Consider the following 19,038-nt stretch of genomic DNA (forward strand, 5'->3'; position numbering starts at 1 on the left):
GCTTTATCACCACCTTGACGATAACCTACCAGAGCGGTTATCGTCGTAGCGACGAAAAAGGGGAGGGTGAAGCCATGGCCGACGTGACACGACGACTCTTCCTGCGCCACCTGCGCGGGACACCGACCAACTGGGTACGGCTCCACGTCGCCGGGCGGGTCCGGCGGGAGGGCACCGGCCAGTCGTTCTGGTACCGGCCGCTGACCGCCGTCCTGAGCGAGGTGCCGGTGGACGACCGGGAACTGCCGCTGCTCTTCCACGCCCGTACCGGCGACTTCGCCGACATCACCGTCCAGGCCACCGTGACCTACCGGGTGGCCGACCCGGCGCTCGCCGCCGCCCGGCTCGACTTCTCGGTCGACCCGCGCACCGGCCGGGCCCGCTCCCGCCCCCTCGACCAGGTGGCCACGCTGCTGGCCGAGCTGGCCCAGCAACCCGCCCTCGACCTGCTCGCCCGGGTGCCGCTGGCCGAGGCGCTGACCACCGTGGCACCCGTGCGGGAGGCGGTCTCCGCCGCGCTCGGCACCGAGCCCCGGCTCGCCGACATCGGCGTCGCCGTGGTCAGCGCCCGGGTCGTCGCCGTCCGGCCCGAACCGGAACTGGAACGCGCCCTGCAGACCCCCACCCGGGAGGCCGTGCAGGTGCAGGCCGACCGGGCCACGTACGCCCGCCGGGCCCAGGCCGTCGAACAGGAACGCGGCATCGCCGAGAACGAACTCCAGAACAAGATCGAGCTGGCCCGTCGGGAACAGCAGCTCGTCGAGCAGCACGGGGCGAACGCCCGCCGCCGGGCCGAACTCGACGCCGCCGCCGAGCTGGCCGCCGCCCACGGCAAGGCGGAACGGGAACAGGTCGCCAACACCGCCGCCGCCGACCGGGCCCGGGTGCTCGCCACCGCCGAGGCGGAGAAGGAGCGCCTGCTCGCCGCCGGCACCGCCGACAAGGAACGGACGCTCGCCCTGGCCAAGGCCGAGACGGTACGCGCCGTCGGCGCCGCCGAGGCCGAGGCGGAGGCGGCGAAGCTGGCCACGTACGCCGAACTGCCGCCGGCGGTGCTCCAGGCACTCACCGTGCGGGAACTCGCCGGCCAGCTCCCCCCGATCGGCCAGCTCACGGTCACCCCCGACCTGCTCGCCGACCTGCTCGGCCGGCTCACCGGCCCGACCGGGACGGTCGACCGGTGAGCACCACCCTGGCCCCCCGGGTGGTGGTCGTCCGCCGCCCCAGCGAGCTGGACGAACTGCTCGCCCGGCACGGCACCCGCGCGGCGGCCCAGTGGTACCTGCGCGCCCGGGGGCGGGACCTGGCCGAGGTGGTGGACCGGCACGAGGCACTCCAGTCGGCGCTGACCGCCGTCGGGGCCGCCGTCCCCGCCGACTGGCGACGCGGCACGGTGGACCGGGACGACCTGCCCCGGTTCCTGTTCGGGCCGGAGGACGTCGTCGTCGCCGTCGGGCCGGACGGACTGGTCGCCAACGTGGCGAAGTACCTCAGCGGGCAACCCGTCCTCGGCGTCGACCCGGAGCCGGGCCGCAACGCCGGGGTGCTGGTCCGGTGCACCGGCGACCAGGTGGCCGCCCTGCTGCCGGCGGTGGCGGCCGGGGCCGCGCCGCTGCGGCACCGGGCCATGGTCCGGGCCACCCTCGACGACGGCCAGGAACTGGTCGGCCTCAACGAGGTGTACGTCGGGCATCCCTCCCACCAGTCGGCCCGCTACCTGCTCGACGTGACCTCCGACGGCCCGCCCCGCCGGGAACGGCAGTCGTCCTCCGGGGTGGTCGTCGGCACCGGCACCGGGGCGACCGGCTGGTGCGCCTCGATCGCCCGGGGCCGGCCGGCCGCCGTCGCGCTCCCCGCCCCGCAGGAGCCGGCGCTGTGCTGGTTCGTCCGGGAGGCGTGGCCGTCCCCGGTCACCGGGGCCGACCTGGTCGCCGGCCGCCTCGACGGCACCGGCACGCTGGAGCTGACCGCCGAGTCCGACGGCCTGGTGGCCTTCGCCGACGGCTTGGAGACCGACCGGTTGACGCTGCGCTGGGGCCAGCGCATCCGCGTCGACGTCGCCCCCGGCCGGCTGGCCCTGGTCGAGCCCTGACCGGCGGCCGGCCGGTCAGGGGGTGTCGTCGCCGAGGCGCTGCCGGTTGGCCTCGATCCAGGCGTCCAGCGCGACCGGGTCGTCCGGGTCGACGCCGTCGGCCATCAACTGGGCCACCGCCGCCGTCGCCGGGCTGCGCCGCTCACCTGTCGAATAGAGCCGGGCGAACTCCGGCACCAGTTCCTCGATCGCCTCGTCGGTCTGGGTGACGGCCCGCTCGGGCAGCCCCCGTCGCCGCGCCGCGAACGCCGTCCAGGCGCGCAGCACCCGGGGCAGCAGCGCCGCGTCGTCCATGTCCAGCACCGCCCGCCGGTGCACCCAGTCGAGCAGGAACAGCCCGGCCACCGCCGGACTCCAGCGCAGCGGGTCGGCGTCCGGGAAGCTCGCCGAGTGGTCGAAGAGCAGCCCCAGGCAGAAGTGCAGCGAGGCCAACTCGGCATCGCCGTCGAGGGTGTTCAGCCCGTACCGGGCCGCCTCGGGGGCGGCCAGGAAGGCCCGGACCAGCGCGGTGCGCTCGTCGGTGGAGAGCGGTTCGGCGGGCCAGCCGGTGGTGTCGGCGCTCGCCTGCGGCAGCACCGCCAACCGCGCCCCGACCAGCGCCCGGTCGGTGGCGAGCGAACCCTCGGCGGGCAGGTCGCCGAGGTCGTCGGTGATCTCCAGGTGGCGGCCAACCTCGCCGTGCATCCGGGCCGGGTCCTCCTCCCGGAACCAGGTCAGGTCGTCGTCGGCGCACATCTGCCGGACCTGCGCGAGGATGCGCTCGGCCGGACCGCCGACGAAGACGTCCTTGGTGATCCCGATGTTGTGGTCGACCAGCGCGACCAGGGCGTGCTCCGGGCCACCCGACTCGTCGTCGTAGGCGAAGGTGGCCAGGTAGGAGGTCTGGTCGCCGTACACGTCGCCGTAGGACCAGGTGCCGGTGAGGTGGACCCGGCCGAGCTGGCCGGCCCAGGCCGGCGCCTGCGCGCCGGGGCGGACCTTCGCCGCGCCCTCGGCGGTCGGGACCAGCGCGGCGAAGACCTGACGGATGGTGGTGGCGGCGGCCGTGCGGCGGCGGGAGGTGGCGGCGAGGAAACCGGAGACGAATTCCCGGACCGCCGCTTCCCGGTCGGTCTCGGCGATCGCGTAGACGCTGCCCAGCAGCGCCGTGCCGAGCATCTCGGCGTCGAGCGCGCAGTCCAGCCTGGTCACGTCGCGGGCGGCGGACAGCACCGCGTCGTAGGGGGTCTGTGGCGTGGCCATGGCACGACCCTACGCCGCCGCGCCGCCCCGGACACCCGTGCCGACGCCCGCGTTCACCGGCCGGTGGCCGGGCGTCCGTCGATGGCCGTCGGGGCGGGCCACGTTTCCCGCCGGAGGTCAGCCGGCGGCGTCCTGCCAGGCGCGGCGGGCGAGGGCGTACCGGTCGATCAGGTCCCGTACGGGGGTGAGGACGTACTCCGCGCCGACCCGGGCGACCTCCTCGGTGAGCCGCCGTTCGGCCCGCTGCCGGGCACTTCGGGCCGCCCACCGGATCACCGGCCCGGTCACGGCCGCCACCAGCAGGCCGGCGAGCAACCCGCCGAGCAGCAGCACGGTGGGCAACGGCGTCTCGCCCACCCGGGGGTACTCCAGCGCCGGCAGCCCGAGGGCGCGCAGCGCGTACCCGAGCACCAGCCAGCCCAGCCCGACCACGGCGGCGAGGGTGACCAGCCACTGGACGCCGCCCACCAGCCGCCACCACAGCGGCCGGCGCTCCATGCCCAGGTCGGTGCCGGCGACCGCCGCGTCCAGCGCGTCCGGCAGGTCGGCCAGGCGGGACCGGGCGGCGGCGGTCACCGCGGCCGGCCAGGGGGCGGGCAGGCCGTCGCCGGAGCGGTCGCCGACCGCGCGGATGGCCAGCCCGAGGGCGGACTGCTGGGCGACCGTCGGTTCGGGCACCGACGTCGCGGCGAGCGGGGTGTGCGCCGACTGCTGCGGGTCGGTCGCCGGGCCGGGCAGGTGCAGCCGGCGCAGCGGGTCGGGGCGCAGCCGCCGCCAGCCGCGGACCAGCGGCCAGCCGGTCGCGGCACCGGCCCGCTGCCGGTACGCCCCCTCGACCGCGCCCGTCACCGTGGGCACCCCGGCCGCGTCGGCCAGCGCCCGGTCCAGGGTGCGGATCGTCTCCGCGTCCGGGGTGTGCCCCGGGGCCTCGACGGCGACCAGTTCCCCCAGCGCGGCCGTCACCGTGTCGGCGTCGCCCCAGAGCCGGCGCAGCGCGGCCTGCCGGTCCGACACCGCCCGTTCCAGCGCCTCCCGCAGCCCGGTCATCCCGTCCGGCTCGACCGCCGTGGTGGCCAGCAGCGGCACCCCGTCGAGCCCGTCGACGTCGAGCAGCCGACGCAGGTCGGCCAGCACCCGGGGCAACTCGGCCGGGGGCAGCCGGTCGGCCTGGTTGAGCACCACCACCGTCACGTCCCGGTGCCGGTGGAACTCGCGCAGGTAGCTGGTGTGGATCACCCGGTCGGCGTACTTCTGCGGGTCGACCACCCAGACCACCAGGTCGACCAGGCCGAGCAGGCGGTCCACCTCCAGCCGGTGGGACCGCTGCACCGAGTCGAAGTCGGGCAGGTCGAGCAGGATCAACCCGTGCAGGGCGGACTCGTCGTCGCCGTCGAGCGCGCTCTCCCGGACGAACCGGTGCCGGGGCAGCACGCCGACCCAGTCGAGCAGCCGGGTGCCGCCGTCCAGCGGGCCCCACACGCAGGCGTGCGCGACGCCGGTGGTGGGCCGGCGCACCCCGACCGGGGAGAGTTCCAGCTGGGCGAGGGCGTTGAACAGGCTGGACTTGCCGCTGCCGGTGGCCCCGGCCAGCGCGACCACGGTGTGGTCCCGGGACAGCGACAACCGGGTGCCGGCCCGCTCGACCAGGGTGTGCGCGCCGACCAGTCGGGTGTCGGGCACCTCGCCGTCGACCGCGTCGAGGAAGCGGCGCACCGCGTCGAGCCGGGCCACCAGGGCATCGGCGTCGACACGCTGGTCACCCCGGAGCGCCTCGCGCATCCGGCCGACGATGTTGGTCACCGGATGCCGTCCTCGGGGGTCGGGGTCGGGGTCGGTAGCGCCGGGCCGGCCCGGTCGGCGAGGCCGCTGCGGTGCCGGGCCACCTCGACCCGGCCGGCGGCCCGGCGCAGGCCGGCGGCGGCCTCCGGGCCGGACCGGGCGGCGTCGGTGCGGGCCAGGTAGCGGGCCGCCTCCTCGTCGAGCAGCGTGCCGACCCGCTCCAGCAGGTCGGCCCGGGCCTTCGCGGCGAGGGTACGCACCGCCTGGTCGCCGAAGATCGCCTGGAGCACGGCCTGCGCGGCGACGGTGGTGCCCGCCCCGGTGGCCACCTCCAGACCGGTGGGGATGAACGCGGTGGAGGCGAAGACGGCGATCATCACGGCCAGCCCGGTGGCGTTGACCGCGTACGCGGCCGTACGGGCCACGAACCGCCGGTCGCCGCCCTCGTCGCGGACCAGCTCCAGCACGGCACGCTGCCAGTCCCGGACCAGCCGTTCGGCCCGTTCGGGCAGGTCGGCCGAGGCGTGCGCCAGCGGTGGTTCGAGCAGCGCGGCCCCGGCCGGGTGCGCCTTCCAGGCGGTGTACGTGTGCTCCGCCGCCTCGGCGGCGACCCCGCGCAGCAGGGTGACCAGTTGCGACTCGATGGCGTTGCGCAGCTCGGTGGCGGGGGTGGCGGGCCGGCCGGTGACCGCGGCGACGAGCCGGTCGCGCAGCCGGCCGATCCGGGCCTCCAGCGTCCGGAAGAACTCGCCGGTGCCGACGAACTCCTGCCAGCGGGCGAGCACCTCGCCGCGCAGCAGCCGGCCGTCCTTCAGCCCCTCGGTCACGGTGCGGTGCGCGCCCTGGTAGGCGGCCCGGACCCGGTCGTCCAGCGCGTCGGCGGCGGCCACCTGCTCGTCGGCGGCGTCGGCGAGCGCCTCCACCGTGGGGTGCAGCGAGGCGAGCGCGCCGTCCAGGGTCTGCCGGACCACGGCGGCGCGGGCCTCGGCGTCGGCGGCGAGCCGGGCGAACCAGCCGCCCAGCGGCGCGGTCACCCGGTCGGGCAGCAGGCCCTGGCCGTCGACCCAGGTCTCGGGCAGGACGAACAGCGGCGCTGCGCCCAGTTCCTGGGCGGCGAGCATCTCGGACAGGTGGGCGGCGATCTCGTCGGCGGCCTCGGGCGGCACCCGGTCGAGCACCATGGCGATCGCGGCCCCCCGGGAGCGGGCGGTGCGCAGCAGTTCCCAGGGGACGGCGTCGGCGTACCGGGCAGCGGTGGTGACGAAGAGCCAGAGATCGGCGGCGGCGAGCAACTGACCGGCGAGGGCGCGGTTGGCGTCGACCACCGAGTCGATGTCGGGGGCGTCGAGGAAGGCCAGCCCCGGTGCGAGGGCGGGGGCGGTGACCAGGTGCAGGGTGCCCGGGTCCTCGCTGGGCTCGTTGGTGCGGGTCAGGCCGGGCAGCAGCTCGCCCTGGCGGAACCAGGCGGCGTCGGCGGGGTTGCAGACCAGCACCGGGGAGCGGGTGGTGGGGCGGAGCACCCCGGCGGCGCTGACCCGGGCCTGGACCAGGCTGTTGACCAGGGTGGACTTGCCCGCGCCGGTGGAGCCGCCGACGACCACGAGCAGCGGGGCGTCGAGCCGGGCCAGCCGGGGCAGCAGGTAGTCGTCGAGCTGGTCGGTCAGCGCCCGGCCGGTGTGCCGCGCCGGCTCGGCCGAGGGCAGCGCCAGCGGGAACCGGGCCGCGCCGATCGCGGCCCGCAGGCCGGTGAGGGCGGCGGGCAGGCCGTTTCCGGTGGGGCCGGGCGGCGTCTCGTCGGTCTCCGACGACCCGGTGCGGGCGGCGACGGTGGGCGCGCCGGACCGGGTGGCGGGATCGCCGTGCGTCGTCACCGCTAAAGCGTGCCCGACCGATGCAACAGAGACAACCGGAGGGTAGTAACGGTCAGGTTGCGTCGGGTCGGCTCAACTCGACTTGCGCTTTGGCGATCGCGTGGCACTATTGAGTCAAGTTCACTCAACTTGTGGTGCGGTCGCTCCGGGCGGCCCGCCGGGCAGGCCCTCTGACCTGCCCCATCCGTTACGAAGCGAGGAAGCGAAGATGGCACGTGCGGTCGGTATCGACCTCGGCACGACGAACTCCTGCGTCAGCGTTCTCGAGGGCGGTGAGCCCACCGTCATCGCCAACGCTGAGGGCTCGCGGACGACCCCGTCGATCGTCGCGTTCGCCCGCAACGGCGAGGTGCTCGTCGGTGAGGTCGCCAAGCGCCAGGCGGTGACCAACCCGGACCGGACCATCCGCTCGGTCAAGCGGGAGATCGGCACCAACTGGACCGTCGACATCGACGGCAAGAAGTACACCCCGCAGGAGATCTCGGCGCGCACGCTGATGAAGCTCAAGCGGGACGCCGAGGCCTACCTGGGCGAGCAGATCACCGACGCGGTGATCACCGTGCCCGCCTACTTCAACGACGGCCAGCGCCAGGCCACCAAGGAGGCCGGCGAGATCGCCGGCTTCAACGTGCTGCGGATCGTCAACGAGCCGACCGCGGCGGCCCTGGCGTACGGGCTGGACAAGGGCTCCAAGGAGCAGACCGTCCTGGTCTTCGACCTGGGTGGCGGCACCTTCGACGTGTCCCTGCTGGAGCTGGCCGAGGGCGTCGTCGAGGTCAAGTCGACCAGCGGTGACAACCAGCTCGGCGGCGACGACTGGGACCAGCGCATCATCGACCACCTGGTGAAGACGTTCCGGGGCGAGCACGGCATCGACCTGGGCCAGGACAAGATGGCGCTCCAGCGGCTGCGCGAGGCGGCCGAGAAGGCCAAGATCGAGCTGTCGGCGGCCACCACCACCAACATCAACCTGCCGTACATCACCGCCGGGTCGGCCGGCCCGCTGCACCTGGACGTGACGCTCAGCCGCGCCGAGTTCCAGCGGATGACGCAGGACCTGCTGGACCGCTGCAAGGGCCCGTTCGAGCAGGCCGTGAAGGACGCCGGCATCAAGATCGCCGACGTCGACCACGTGATCCTGGTCGGCGGCTCCACCCGGATGCCGGCCGTCACCGACCTGGTCAAGCAGCTCACCGGCCGCGACCCGAACAAGGGCGTCAACCCGGACGAGGTCGTCGCCGTCGGCGCCGCGCTCCAGGCCGGTGTGCTCAAGGGCGAGGTCAAGGACGTCCTGCTGCTCGACGTGACCCCGCTGAGCCTGGGCATCGAGACCAAGGGCGGCATCTTCACCAAGCTCATCGAGCGCAACACCACCATCCCGACCAAGCGCTCCGAGGTCTTCACCACGGCCGACGACAACCAGCCGTCGGTGCTGATCCAGGTGTTCCAGGGCGAGCGGGAGATCGCGGCGTACAACAAGAAGCTCGGCACCTTCGAGCTGACCGGCCTCCCGCCGGCCCCGCGCGGCGTGCCGCAGATCGAGGTCACCTTCGACATCGACGCCAACGGCATCGTCAACGTGCACGCCAAGGACCTGGGCACCGGCAAGGAACAGAAGATGACGATCACCGGCGGCTCCTCGCTGCCGAAGGACGACATCGAGCGGATGCGCCGGGACGCCGAGGAGCACGCCGACGACGACAAGCGTCGCCGGGAGGAGGCCGAGACCCGCAACGTGGCCGAGGCGCTCCAGTGGCAGACCGAGAAGTTCCTCGCCGAGAGCGGCGACAAGCTGCCCTCGGAGAACCGGGAGCAGCTCAACGAGGCTCTCGGTGAGCTGCGCGGCGCGCTCGGCGGCCAGGACATCGAGAAGATCAAGTCGGCCCACGAGCGGCTCGCCCAGGTCTCCCAGCAGGCCGGTTCGCTGCTCTACTCGCAGCAGGCCGAGCAGCCGGGCGCGGCCGGTGCGGGCGCGGGTGCCGGAGCCGGTGCGGGTGCCGCCGGTGCCGCCGGGGCCCCGAAGGCGGGCGGCCCGGACGACGTGGTCGACGCGGAGATCGTGGACGAGGACAAGAAGTGACGGTCCGCGCCACCGCACAGGGAACGAGGTAGTCGTATGACGGAGAAGCCACGAGCCGCCGACCCGGGCACCTCCGGGTCGACGCCGGGTGGCTCCGCGCCCACCGACGACGGGCCGCGGGTCGTCATCCGGGACAACCGCAAGCTCGGCAAGACCGAGGAGACGCCCGCCGCCGCCGACGCCGGGGCCGACGTCCCGGCCGAGGGGCTGGTCGAGGAGTCCGAGGTGGTGGTCGACGAGATCGAGGCCGAGGCCACCACCCTCGACGACCCGGCGCCGACCGGTCCGCCGGTGGTGGACGCCCCCGCGCAGCCGGTCGACGGCAGCGCCACGGGCTCCCCGCTCGGGGCCGAGCTGGAAGCCCTCCGGGCCGAGCTGGACGAGCGGACCCGGGACCTGCAACGGGTGTCGGCGGAGTACGCCAACTACCGCAAGCGGGTGGACCGGGACCGGGGCGTGGTCCAGGAGCAGGCGACCGGTTCGGTGCTCGCCGCGCTGCTGCCCATCCTGGACGACCTGGACCGGGCCCGGGAACACGGCGACCTGGTCGGCCCGTTCGGCACGGTGGCCGAGCAGCTCACCACGGCGCTGGGCAAGTTCGGCCTGACGCCCTTCGGTGAGCAGGGCGACCCGTTCGACCCGACCCGGCACGAGGCGGTCGCGCACCAGACCTCACCGGACGTCGACGAGCCCACCTGCGTGCAGGTGATGCGTCGGGGTTACCTGCTCGGCGAGCGGCTGCTGCGGCCGGCCATGGTCGCGGTCGCCGACCCGGAATAGTGCACGGCCATCCGGTCGCCCCGCCCGCCCGCAACGGTGGGCGGGGCGACCGGGCCACATCTCACGGAAGGGGGTGGACCGGTGAGTTCCAAGGACTGGATCGAGAAGGACTTCTACGCCACGTTGGGCGTGGAGAAGTCCGCCTCCTCGGACGAGATCAAGAAGTCGTACCGGAAACTGGCCCGGGAGTCGCACCCGGACCACAACCCCGGTGACCCGAAGGCCGAGGAGCGGTTCAAGGCCGTCTCCGAGGCGTACGCGGTGCTCGGCGACGACGCCAAGCGCCGCGAGTACGACGAGATGCGCTCGCTGTTCGGCTCGGGCGCGTTTCGTCGGGGCGCGCGCGGCGCGGGTCAGCCCGGCGGGGCCCCGTTCGACGTCTCCGACCTGTTCGGCGGCGGTGGCGGCGGGGACAGCCGGTTCGGTGGCGGCGGCTTCACCGACCTGTTCAGTTCGATCTTCTCCGGTGGCGGTGGCGGTGGCGCCGGCCCGACCCGGGCGCGTGGCCCGGCCCGGGGCCGGGACGTGGAGGCCGAGGTCGCGCTCGACTTCGGCGACGCCGTCCGGGGTGTCACCCTGCCGTTGACGTTGCGCGCGCCGGGGGTGTGCGACACCTGCCACGGCAACGGCGCGAAGCCGGGCACCCAGCCGACCGCCTGCCCGGTCTGCCACGGCGCCGGGGTGACCACCCGGGACCAGGGGTCGTTCAGCTTCTCCGAGCCGTGCCGCAACTGCCAGGGTGTCGGGACGGTCGTCGAGGAGAAGTGTCCCGAGTGCCAGGGCACCGGCGGGGTCACCAAGACCCGCACGCTCAACGTCCGGTTCCCCGCCGGGGTGGCGGACGGCCAGCGGATCAGGCTGGCCGGGCGGGGCGAGCCGGGGCAGCGCGGTGGGCCGGCGGGCGACCTGTTCGTGCAGGTGAAGGTCCGGCCGGACGACCTGTTCGGGCGTACCGGTGACGACCTGACGCTGGCCGTGCCGATCACCTTCGCCGAGGCGGTGCTCGGCACCGACCTGCGGGTGCCCACGCTGGACGGCGCGGTGACCCTGCGGGTCCCCCCGGGCACCCCGTCCGGGCGGGTGCTGCGGGCCCGGGGCAAGGGTGTCGTACGACGGGACGGGCGGGCCGGTGACCTGCTGGTCACGCTGGACGTGGTGGTGCCGGCGACGGTGTCGGACGAGGCGCGGGCGGCGCTGGAGTCGTTCGCCGGGGCGACGCCGCCGGCGGCCCGGGAACATCTCGACGCGCGGGTGCGTCGGGTCGGTTGACCGGTGGACGGGTGCGGAGGTGAGTGGGATGTCGGACGGGTTCGTCGGTTCGGGTGACCCTGCCTACGAGGCCAAGGTGCTGATGATCTCGGTTGCGGCACGGATGGCGGGAATGCACCCGCAGACGCTGCGCCAGTACGACCGGCTCGGCCTGGTGCAGGCCGGCCGGGCGGCCGGTGGCGGTCGACGCTACAGCGTGCGGGACGTCGTCCTGCTGCGCGAGGTGCAGCGGCTCAGCCAGGACGAGGGCGTCAACCTGGCCGGCGTGAAGCGGATCATCGGGCTGGAACGCCTGGTGGAGGAGGCCCAGCAGCGGGTGGCCCGGCTGGAGGCGGAGCTGGACGCCGCGTACCGGCGGATCGCCGAGCTGGAGACGTTGGCCAGCGGCTTCTCCCGGGGCGACCTGGTGCCGACGAACCGCACCTCGACGGCGCTGGTGGTGTGGCGTCCCCGCCGTGCCCCCGGGCGCTGACCCCCGGCGTTCCGCCGCACCGTTCGGGGCCGGCCCGGCATGATCAACACTTCTGGCCGCGAATAGCGGTGTCCCCTCGACGGGATGCCGCTATTCGGCGTATCTAGCGCGAATTCCCTGCGGGGATTACGCATTCCCCCGCCGTGGGGAGGGGTGTCCCGTTAACCTGTGAATCAGGCGTAAGCGGACCAATCCGGACTCCGAGGGTGGGGGGAACCGTGGCGGAATCGGCGAAGAAGGTGGCCCGGCAGGCGGAGGAACGGCTCGACCGGGTGGCCGAGAACGTCCGGGAGAAGTTCGACCGGGTCACCGAGGGCAAGTTCTCCGACACGGTGAAGGACGGCAGGTTCGCCGATCGGCCCACCCCCGGGAAGGACCGGGAGCAGACCGAGGCGAAACGCCGTGAGCAGGGAGGATCGCAACGCTGACGATCCGCCGACGTGCGGGCCGGGACCCACGGGGGGTCCCGGCCCGTTCGCCGTCCGGGCGGGTCCGGCGCGGACCGTGACGTCAGCCGAGACGACGGTTGTCCCGGACCAGGCCGCCCTCGCACCAGTCGTGGTAGGTGAAGAGTTCCTGCCGGGCCAGCAGCATCCGGCTGTTGTGCGCCCAGTTGCGCACCAACTCGTCGCCGTCGCGCTCGGCCTGCTCCACCAGCTTGCGGAACCGACGCCGGGGATGGGCGCGGAACTTCGTCCGGATGCCGTCGGCGGCGTAGATGTAGAGGCAGTGCAGGGCGAAGCGGCGGGCCGGACAGGCCGGGTCCCGGGCCAGCTCGAAGAGGGTGAGCACCAGGTGGTCGCCCGCCACCAGCAGGTCCCAGTCCTGCGGCAGCGAGGTCAACGGCACCGAGTCGGGTTGGTACGCCCAGGCCCGCAACTCCGCCGGTGACGGATCGACGGGGTTGGCGAAGCCGCGGAACGTCGGACCGTGCGCGCTCACCGGCAACCTTCCCGCTCACGCCCGCGGGATGCCTCCGTCCCGCCTGCGAGCCCCTGGCCTGCTGGGGCGCAACGCTAGCCGCCGCCCCCGGCCGGCGGAAGACCTGCCGGGAAGCAATTCGGCAACGGATGCCCCGGCCAGGCCGACCCGTGCGGTCGACCTGGCCAGGTGAAACTCAGTCCGTGGCGGGTACCGGTCGGGGCTGACGGGCGGCGATCCTCCGCCGGAGCCGCTGCTTGAACCAGGGCATGTCGGGCAACCGGGCGAGCATCGGGCCGGTGACCACGGTGATCAGCACGTACGCCGTGGCGAGCGCCGCCAACCGGGGTTCGACGGTGCCGGCGGCGACCGCGAGACCGGCGATGACGATGGAGAACTCACCACGGGGCATCAGGGCGAAACCGGCCCGCCAACGACCGGGCTCGGCGATCCCGGCCCGCCGAGCCGCCAGGTAGCCGGTGACCAGCTTCGTCCCCATGGTGACCACGGCCAGCAGCAACGCGGGCAGCAGCACCGGCGGCATGTCCCGGGGGTCGGTGACCAGGCCGAAGAAGACGAAGAAGACGGCGGCGAACAGGTCCCGCAGCGGGGAGAGCAGCTCGGTGGCGTGGTGCGCCACCGGCCCGGACAGGGCGATGCCGACCAGGAACGCCCCGACGGCGGCGGAGACCTGGAGCCGGGCGGCGATCCCGGCCACCAGCAGGGTCAGGCCGAGCACCCCGAGCAGCAGCGCCTCCGGGTCCTTCGCCGACAGGGCCGCGGAGATCAGGTGACCGAAGCGGATGGCGACGACCAGCACGACCACCACGGTGAGCACCGCGATGCCCAGCGCCATCCCACCCTTGACCAGGCCCACGCCGGCCAGCAGCGCGGTCACCAGCGGCAGGTAGAGCGCCATCGCCAGATCCTCGATGACCAGCACGGAGAGGATGACCGGGGTTTCCCGGTTACCGACCCGGCCGAGGTCGCCGAGCACCTTGGCGATCACCCCGGAGGACGAGATCCAGGTGATGCCGCCGAGTACCACGGCCGCCACCCAGCCCCAACCGAGCAGCAGCGCGAAGCCGAACCCGGGCAGGGCGTTGAGGACCGCGTCGATCAGGCCGGCCGGGGCCGCCGAGCGCAGGTTGCCGACCAGCTCGTTGGCGCTGTATTCCAGGCCGAGCATGACCAGCAGCAGGATGACGCCGATCTCGGCGCCGACGGCGAAGAACTCCTCGCTCGCGGCCAGCGGCAGCAGACCGCCGTGGCCGAAGGCGAGGCCGGCGAGCAGGTAGAGCGGGATGGGGGAGACGCCGAACCGGCGGCTGAGCCGACCGAGCAGCCCGAGCAGCAGGAGGAGAGCGCCGACCTCGACCAGTAGAGTTGTGGTTTCGTGCATCCGCCTCAGCCGTCCGGGTCACTGTCGGCGAGGATGGCGGTCACCCCGTCGAGACCCTGCCGGGTGCCGACCACGACCACCACGTCACCGGCCGCGAAGCGGAAGGTGGGATCGGGCGAGACGTTGACCTCGCCCTGCCGGAGCACCGCCACGATCGAGGCGCTGGTCCGGGTACGTGCCTTGGTGTCACCGAGCCGCTTGTTGACGTACTTCGACCCGGCCGGGATGGCGATCTGCTCGGTGAGCAGCCCGGCCGCCTGCTCGCGCAGGCCGGAGAGCTGACCCAGCATCAGCGACGCGCCGAGGATGTCGGCCAGCGCCTCGGCCTCGTCGTCGGTCAGCGGGATGTCGTGCTGACAGGAGTCGGGATCGTCCGGGTCGTAGAGGACCAGGTCGCGGCGGCCATTGCGGTGGGAAACCACCCCGAGCCGGCGGCCGGACTCCGTCATCAGGTCATGACGGACGCCGATTCCCGGTAGGGCGGTCTGTTCGACACGTACTCGCACGGACGAGAGGCTATACCCTGTCCTCCACCTCGGCCCGACGGATGTCTGCCCTGCTCGCGAGCGTTCTACGGCCCGGCACCGGCTGTGGTCGCCGGCTCGCCGGTCGGTAACCGCGACCCGCGCTGCGGGATCAAGGGGTGGTTCTGCGCGGTGTGACGTAGGTTCCCTTGCCCTGATGACCTTCGATGAGGCCCTCCGCCTGAAGGATCAGCAGTGCGGAGCGCACGGGCTCGGCGGAAACCTCGTAGTGCGCGATCAACTCACGCAGGGATGGCAACTTGTCGCCTGGCGAATACTCGCCGGAGGCGATCTTGTCGCGGATGTCCTGGGCAATGCGCTGACGGTCGGAAACTCGGGGCATGGCGGCAACTCCTGGTAGGCCCCAAGATCCTCTCATGGCAGCACATGACCCGCCAAGACTTCGCGTGCTTTGCATGGCGAGTGATTGCCTTCCAATGGTTTGCATTGTATGTTGCTTCGGCGGGGCCTTCAGTGGAAAGCCTGGTAGGCAAACCGGCCTCCGGTTGGCATCCGTGGGCTGGCACGACTGGGCCAGAAGATGCGTCAGTCGTGCCAGCCCTGAGATCGACATGGACCTCGTCGGTGGCGTCCATGCGAAAGCGGCCCTGTCGTCGTACTGCCGAAGTGGGCTGCGACGGCAGGGCGGGCAGTCCGGCCGAGCCGACAGCGCGGCCGGGCTGCCCTTCCAGCACCGCGACACCGAACTGTCCAGCGAAGGAGCGCCATGGCGTACGAGTCGCCGCACCCACCGTCGAAGCTCGACCTTGGTCAACTCAGGTGGGGCGATATTGCGGTGTCCGAGCCATCGCTATACCGCCATTGGGCCGATACTGCTTCGGCCCGCCCGGGGTGGCATGAGCCGGGTCGGACGGGTGAGGAGGCGTGACCGGGCGGTATGTCGTACACCTGCCGGTGGTCGCTGCGGATCTGGCGCGGGCCAAGATGCTCGCCCGGACGGCGGCCCGCTCGCTGGCCTTCCTCGCTCACGTCGACCCCTGCGAGACCACCGTCTCCGCCGAGGATGACCAGGGGCTACGCCACCGCGTCTTCTGCGACAACCGACTGGAGACCGGCCGCCGGTGTGTGCTCCGGGCCGACCATGAAACCCCGTGCACCTCCCGCCTGCCCCGCCGGCCACCGAACGCCACCCGCCTGCCCCGTTGATCCCACCTCAGCCCACCCCGACCGGTCGGCAGTGTGACCCACGCCACGTTGGCAGAGTTGAGCGGAATAGGCTCAACTCTGGTGGTGTCTCTTACTAGTGGACACGCCGATCCCGGGGGAGCCCATGAACACCGAACGACTCACCACCAAGAGCCGCGAAACCATCACCGGTGCGGTCGCGCTGGCCAACCAGCGTGGTCACGCCACCGTGGAACCCTGGCACCTGCTGCTGGCCCTGCTCGACACCGACGGCTCCACCGCCGCCGGCCTGCTGCGCGCCGTGGGTGCCGACCCCGCCGAGCTGCGCCGGGTCGCCCAACGCTCGGTCGACGCGCTGCCCGCCGCGCGTGGGTCCAGCATCGCCGAGCCCACCCTCGCCCGCGAGTTCGTCAACGCCATCGGGGCCGCCGAGCAGATCGCCCGGCCGCTCGGCGACGAGTACACCTCCACCGAGCACCTGCTCGCCGGCCTGGCCCGGGTGGGCGGCGCGGTGTCCAACGCGCTGAAGTCCGCCGGGGCCACCGAGGAGAACCTGGTCGCCGCGTTCCCGACGGTGCGCGGCGGCGACCGGCGGGTCACCACCGCCGACCCGGAGCAGACCTACCAGGCGCTGGCCAAGTACGGCGTCGACCTCACCGCCAGCGCCCGGGACGGCAAGATCGACCCGGTGATCGGGCGGGATTCCGAGATCCGTCGGGTGATCCAGGTGCTCTCCCGACGTACCAAGAACAACCCGGTGCTGATCGGCGAGCCCGGCGTCGGCAAGACCGCGATCGTCGAGGGCCTGGCCCAGCGGATCGTGGCCGGCGACGTACCGGAGTCGCTGCGGGACAAGAAGCTGGTCTCGCTCGACCTCGGCGCGATGGTCGCCGGTGCGCAGTACCGGGGCCAGTTCGAGGAGCGGCTCAAGTCCGTCCTGGAGGAGATCAAGAACTCGAACGGGCAGGTCATCACGTTCCTCGACGAGCTGCACACCGTGGTCGGCGCGGGCAAGGGCGAGGGCTCGATGGACGCCGGCAACATGCTCAAGCCGATGCTCGCCCGGGGTGAGCTGCGGATGGTCGGCGCGACCACCCTCGACGAGTACCGCGAGCACATCGAGAAGGACCCGGCCCTGGAGCGCCGGTTCCAGCCGGTGCTGGTCGGTGAGCCGACCATCGAGGACACCATCGGCATCCTGCGCGGCCTCAAGGAGCGCTACGAGGTGCACCACGGCGTCCGGATCACCGACGCCGCCCTGGTCGCCGCCGCGTCGCTGTCCGACCGCTACATCACCGACCGGTTCCTGCCGGACAAGGCGATCGACCTGGTCGACGAGTCCGCGTCCCGGCTCCGGATGGAGATCGACTCCCGGCCGGTCGAGGTGGACGAGATCGAGCGGGCGGTACGCCGGCTGGAGATCGAGGAGATGGCGCTGGCCAAGGAGCCGGACGCCGCCTCCGCCGAGCGGCTGGACCGGCTGCGCAAGGAGCTGGCCGACAAGCGGGAACAGCTCACCGCGCTGTCCGAGCGCTGGCAGACCGAGAAGAGCCACATCACCAAGCTCTCCACCGCCAAGGAGGAGCTGGAACGCCTGGGCGGCGAGGCCGAGCGGGCCGAACGCGACGGCGAGCTGGAACGCGCCGCCGAGCTGCGCTACGGCCGGATCCCGGCGCTCAAGGCCGACCTGGCGACGGCGGAGCAGGAACTGGCCCGGCTCCAGGCCGACGGCGCGATGCTCAAGGAGGAGGTCGGCGCGGACGACATCGCCGCCGTCGTCGCCTCCTGGACCGGCATCCCGGCCGGTCGGCTCCTGGAGGGCGAGACCGCCAAGCTGCTGCGGATGGAGGAGTCGCTGGGTGGCCGGGTGGTCGGCCAGGCCGAGGCCGTGGGCGCCGTCTCCGACGCGGTACGCCGGGCGCGGGCCGGCGTCGCCGACCCGGACCGCCCCACCGGCAGCTTCCTCTTCCTCGGCCCGACCGGCGTCGGCAAGACCGAGCTGGCCAAGGCGCTGGCCGAGTTCCTCTTCGACGACGAGCGGGCCATGGTTCGCATCGACATGAGCGAGTACGGCGAGAAGCACTCCGTCGCCCGCCTGGTCGGTGCCCCGCCCGGCTACGTCGGCTACGAGGAGGGCGGGCAGCTCACCGAGGCGGTGCGCCGCCGGCCGTACTCGGTGATCCTGCTGGACGAGGTGGAGAAGGCCCACCCGGACGTCTTCGACATCCTGCTCCAGGTGCTCGACGACGGCCGGCTCACCGACGGTCAGGGTCGTACGGTCGACTTCCGCAACGCGATCCTGATCCTGACCTCCAACCTGGGTTCGTCGGTGATCAGCGATCTGACGCTCGCCGACGAGCAACGCCGCGAGGGGGTGCTCGCGGTGGTCCGTTCGCACTTCAAGCCGGAGTTCCTCAACCGGCTCGACGACATCGTGGTCTTCGCCGCGCTGCGCGGGGACGACCTGCGGTCGATCGTCGACATCCAGCTCGACCGGCTGCGTCGCCGGCTCGCCGACCGCCGGCTGGCGCTGGACGTCAGCGAAGCCGCCCGGACCTGGCTCGCCGAGCACGGGTACGACCCGATCTACGGCGCCCGGCCGCTGCGCCGCCTGGTCCAGTCGGCCATCGGCGACCAGCTCGCCAAGGCTCTGCTGGGCGGCGTGGTCCGGGACGGCGACACGGTACGGGTCGACCTGTCCGACGACAAGGACGGCCTGGCGGTCACCGCCGCCTGACCCCCACACCCACCGGGCCGACCCCGCCACCCCGGCGGGGTCGGCCCCTCCACCGCCCCCTCTCCCCTCCCTGCCGACCGCCCCGGTGATCAAGAGGTTTACGTCACCGGGAGCGCTCTCCGGTGACGTAAACCTCTTGATCACTGCGGTTGGGCGGGGGCTGAGTGCGGGGGCGCGGTGGGTTGGGCGGGGGTGGGGTGGGTGGTCAGTGCCGGGGCGGGGAAAGGAAGGGGGCATGTTCGGGATGCGGAAGAAGAGTGGCGATCCGGAGCTGGACGCCGCCGTGCGGGAACTCGCCGGGGCGGACACCGTCGCCTTCGGCGGGGTGGGGTTCGCCGGCACGCTGCTGCCGGCGACCGAGGCGTACCGGCGGGTCGAGGAGGCGTTCGCGCAGCGCCCCCGGCAGGCCCGCGAGCAGGTCGACTGGCTGCTGCGGCACGGGTCGCCGGCCGGGCGGGCGTACGCGGCGACGCTGCTGGAACGGGTCGACCCGGCGGCGGCCCGGGCGGCCTGGACAGCACTCGGCGACGACGACGGCGAGTTCACCACCTTCACCGGCTGCACGATGGGTGCCACCACCCTGCGCGGGTACGCGGCCGACCGGCTGGCCGGCCCGCACCCCGACGAGAACTCTCGGTAACTGACCGCTCACTCAGAATTCGCTGAGTTTCCCCAGGTGCGCGGGGTGCGCGGGGTTGTTACCGTCTCCGCCGATGCACTTGG

17 protein-coding genes are annotated in these 19,038 nt (G+C 73.3%); 10 read left to right on the forward strand and 7 right to left on the reverse strand.

Translation table 11 applies throughout. The features are described 5' to 3' along the window. Positions 1-74 precede the first annotated feature (74 nt). Both FJK98_RS00650 and FJK98_RS00655 read left to right on the forward strand, forming a co-directional pair. Complete coding sequence (locus tag FJK98_RS00650; RefSeq protein ID WP_145917268.1) at positions 75-1,184, forward strand: SPFH domain-containing protein; 1,110 nt, start codon at positions 75-77, stop codon at positions 1,182-1,184. Beyond that, a complete protein-coding gene (locus tag FJK98_RS00655; protein WP_145917269.1) occupies positions 1,181-2,092 on the forward strand; it encodes a hypothetical protein in 912 nt (303 codons plus the stop codon). The genes FJK98_RS00650 and FJK98_RS00655 overlap by 4 nt, the downstream gene beginning before the upstream one ends. Positions 2,093-2,107: 15 nt before the next feature. Here the strand turns inward: FJK98_RS00655 and FJK98_RS00660 are convergent, their stop codons facing one another. The 3 genes from FJK98_RS00660 to FJK98_RS00670 all read right to left on the reverse strand — a co-directional run bounded on the left by FJK98_RS00660 (position 2,108) and on the right by FJK98_RS00670 (position 6,984). Beyond that, positions 2,108-3,334, reverse strand: coding sequence for a hypothetical protein (locus tag FJK98_RS00660; protein WP_145917270.1), 1,227 nt, complete (start codon positions 3,332-3,334; stop codon positions 2,108-2,110). Between the two features lie 117 nt (positions 3,335-3,451). Beyond that, a complete protein-coding gene (locus tag FJK98_RS00665; RefSeq protein ID WP_145922496.1) occupies positions 3,452-5,113 on the reverse strand; it encodes a GTPase in 1,662 nt (553 codons plus the stop codon). Between the two features lie 17 nt (positions 5,114-5,130). Continuing rightward, a complete protein-coding gene (locus FJK98_RS00670) occupies positions 5,131-6,984 on the reverse strand; it encodes a GTPase domain-containing protein (protein WP_145917271.1) in 1,854 nt (617 codons plus the stop codon). Positions 6,985-7,192: 208 nt separating this feature from the next. On the opposite strand from FJK98_RS00670, the gene dnaK reads away from it, so the two are divergent. The 5 genes from dnaK (at position 7,193) to FJK98_RS00695 (ending at position 12,013) form a co-directional block, all read left to right on the forward strand. Beyond that, positions 7,193-9,064 (forward strand): molecular chaperone DnaK, encoded by a 1,872-nt coding sequence (gene dnaK / locus FJK98_RS00675; RefSeq protein WP_145917272.1) that lies wholly within the window; start codon positions 7,193-7,195, stop codon positions 9,062-9,064. A gap of 36 nt (positions 9,065-9,100) precedes the next feature. Next, on the forward strand, positions 9,101-9,844 hold the full coding sequence (gene grpE, locus FJK98_RS00680) for a nucleotide exchange factor GrpE (protein WP_145917273.1): 744 nt from the start codon (positions 9,101-9,103) through the stop codon (positions 9,842-9,844). An 81-nt stretch (positions 9,845-9,925) separates the two neighbouring features. After that, positions 9,926-11,113 (forward strand): molecular chaperone DnaJ, encoded by a 1,188-nt coding sequence (gene dnaJ, locus FJK98_RS00685; RefSeq protein WP_145917274.1) that lies wholly within the window; start codon positions 9,926-9,928, stop codon positions 11,111-11,113. Positions 11,114-11,141: 28 nt separating this feature from the next. Beyond that, positions 11,142-11,585 (forward strand): heat shock protein transcriptional repressor HspR, encoded by a 444-nt coding sequence (locus FJK98_RS00690; protein ID WP_145917275.1) that lies wholly within the window; start codon positions 11,142-11,144, stop codon positions 11,583-11,585. Positions 11,586-11,803: 218 nt separating this feature from the next. Further along, entirely contained in the window at positions 11,804-12,013 is a 210-nt protein-coding gene (locus FJK98_RS00695; RefSeq protein WP_145917276.1) for a hypothetical protein, read from the forward strand. Positions 12,014-12,095: 82 nt separating this feature from the next. On the opposite strand, the gene FJK98_RS00700 is transcribed toward FJK98_RS00695, so the two are convergent. The 4 genes from FJK98_RS00700 to FJK98_RS00715 form a co-directional block, all read right to left on the reverse strand. Next, on the reverse strand, positions 12,096-12,527 hold the full coding sequence (locus FJK98_RS00700) for a hypothetical protein (RefSeq protein ID WP_145917277.1): 432 nt from the start codon (positions 12,525-12,527) through the stop codon (positions 12,096-12,098). Between the two features lie 175 nt (positions 12,528-12,702). Further along, a complete protein-coding gene (locus tag FJK98_RS00705; RefSeq protein ID WP_145917278.1) occupies positions 12,703-13,908 on the reverse strand; it encodes a cation:proton antiporter in 1,206 nt (401 codons plus the stop codon). A gap of 5 nt (positions 13,909-13,913) precedes the next feature. Then, the gene (locus FJK98_RS00710; RefSeq protein ID WP_088641912.1) at positions 13,914-14,414 is read right to left on the reverse strand and encodes a cation:proton antiporter regulatory subunit; all 501 of its coding nucleotides are present in this window, start codon (positions 14,412-14,414) and stop codon (positions 13,914-13,916) included. Between the two features lie 130 nt (positions 14,415-14,544). Next, positions 14,545-14,775 (reverse strand): winged helix-turn-helix domain-containing protein, encoded by a 231-nt coding sequence (locus tag FJK98_RS00715; RefSeq protein ID WP_145917279.1) that lies wholly within the window; start codon positions 14,773-14,775, stop codon positions 14,545-14,547. 542 nt (positions 14,776-15,317) lie between these two features. Between FJK98_RS00715 and FJK98_RS00720 the strand changes: the two genes are divergently transcribed. The 3 genes from FJK98_RS00720 to FJK98_RS00730 all read left to right on the forward strand — a co-directional run bounded on the left by FJK98_RS00720 (position 15,318) and on the right by FJK98_RS00730 (position 18,955). Beyond that, positions 15,318-15,599 (forward strand): hypothetical protein, encoded by a 282-nt coding sequence (locus FJK98_RS00720; protein ID WP_145917280.1) that lies wholly within the window; start codon positions 15,318-15,320, stop codon positions 15,597-15,599. Positions 15,600-15,723: 124 nt separating this feature from the next. Then, a complete protein-coding gene (gene clpB, locus FJK98_RS00725) occupies positions 15,724-18,315 on the forward strand; it encodes an ATP-dependent chaperone ClpB (RefSeq protein WP_145917281.1) in 2,592 nt (863 codons plus the stop codon). A 235-nt stretch (positions 18,316-18,550) separates the two neighbouring features. Next, on the forward strand, positions 18,551-18,955 hold the full coding sequence (locus FJK98_RS00730) for a hypothetical protein (protein WP_145917282.1): 405 nt from the start codon (positions 18,551-18,553) through the stop codon (positions 18,953-18,955). The last annotated feature ends 83 nt before the right edge of the window (positions 18,956-19,038 follow it).

The sequence above is a fragment of the Micromonospora sp. HM134 genome (genome assembly GCF_007833915.1).
GTDB classification, from domain to species: domain Bacteria; phylum Actinomycetota; class Actinomycetes; order Mycobacteriales; family Micromonosporaceae; genus Micromonospora; species Micromonospora wenchangensis.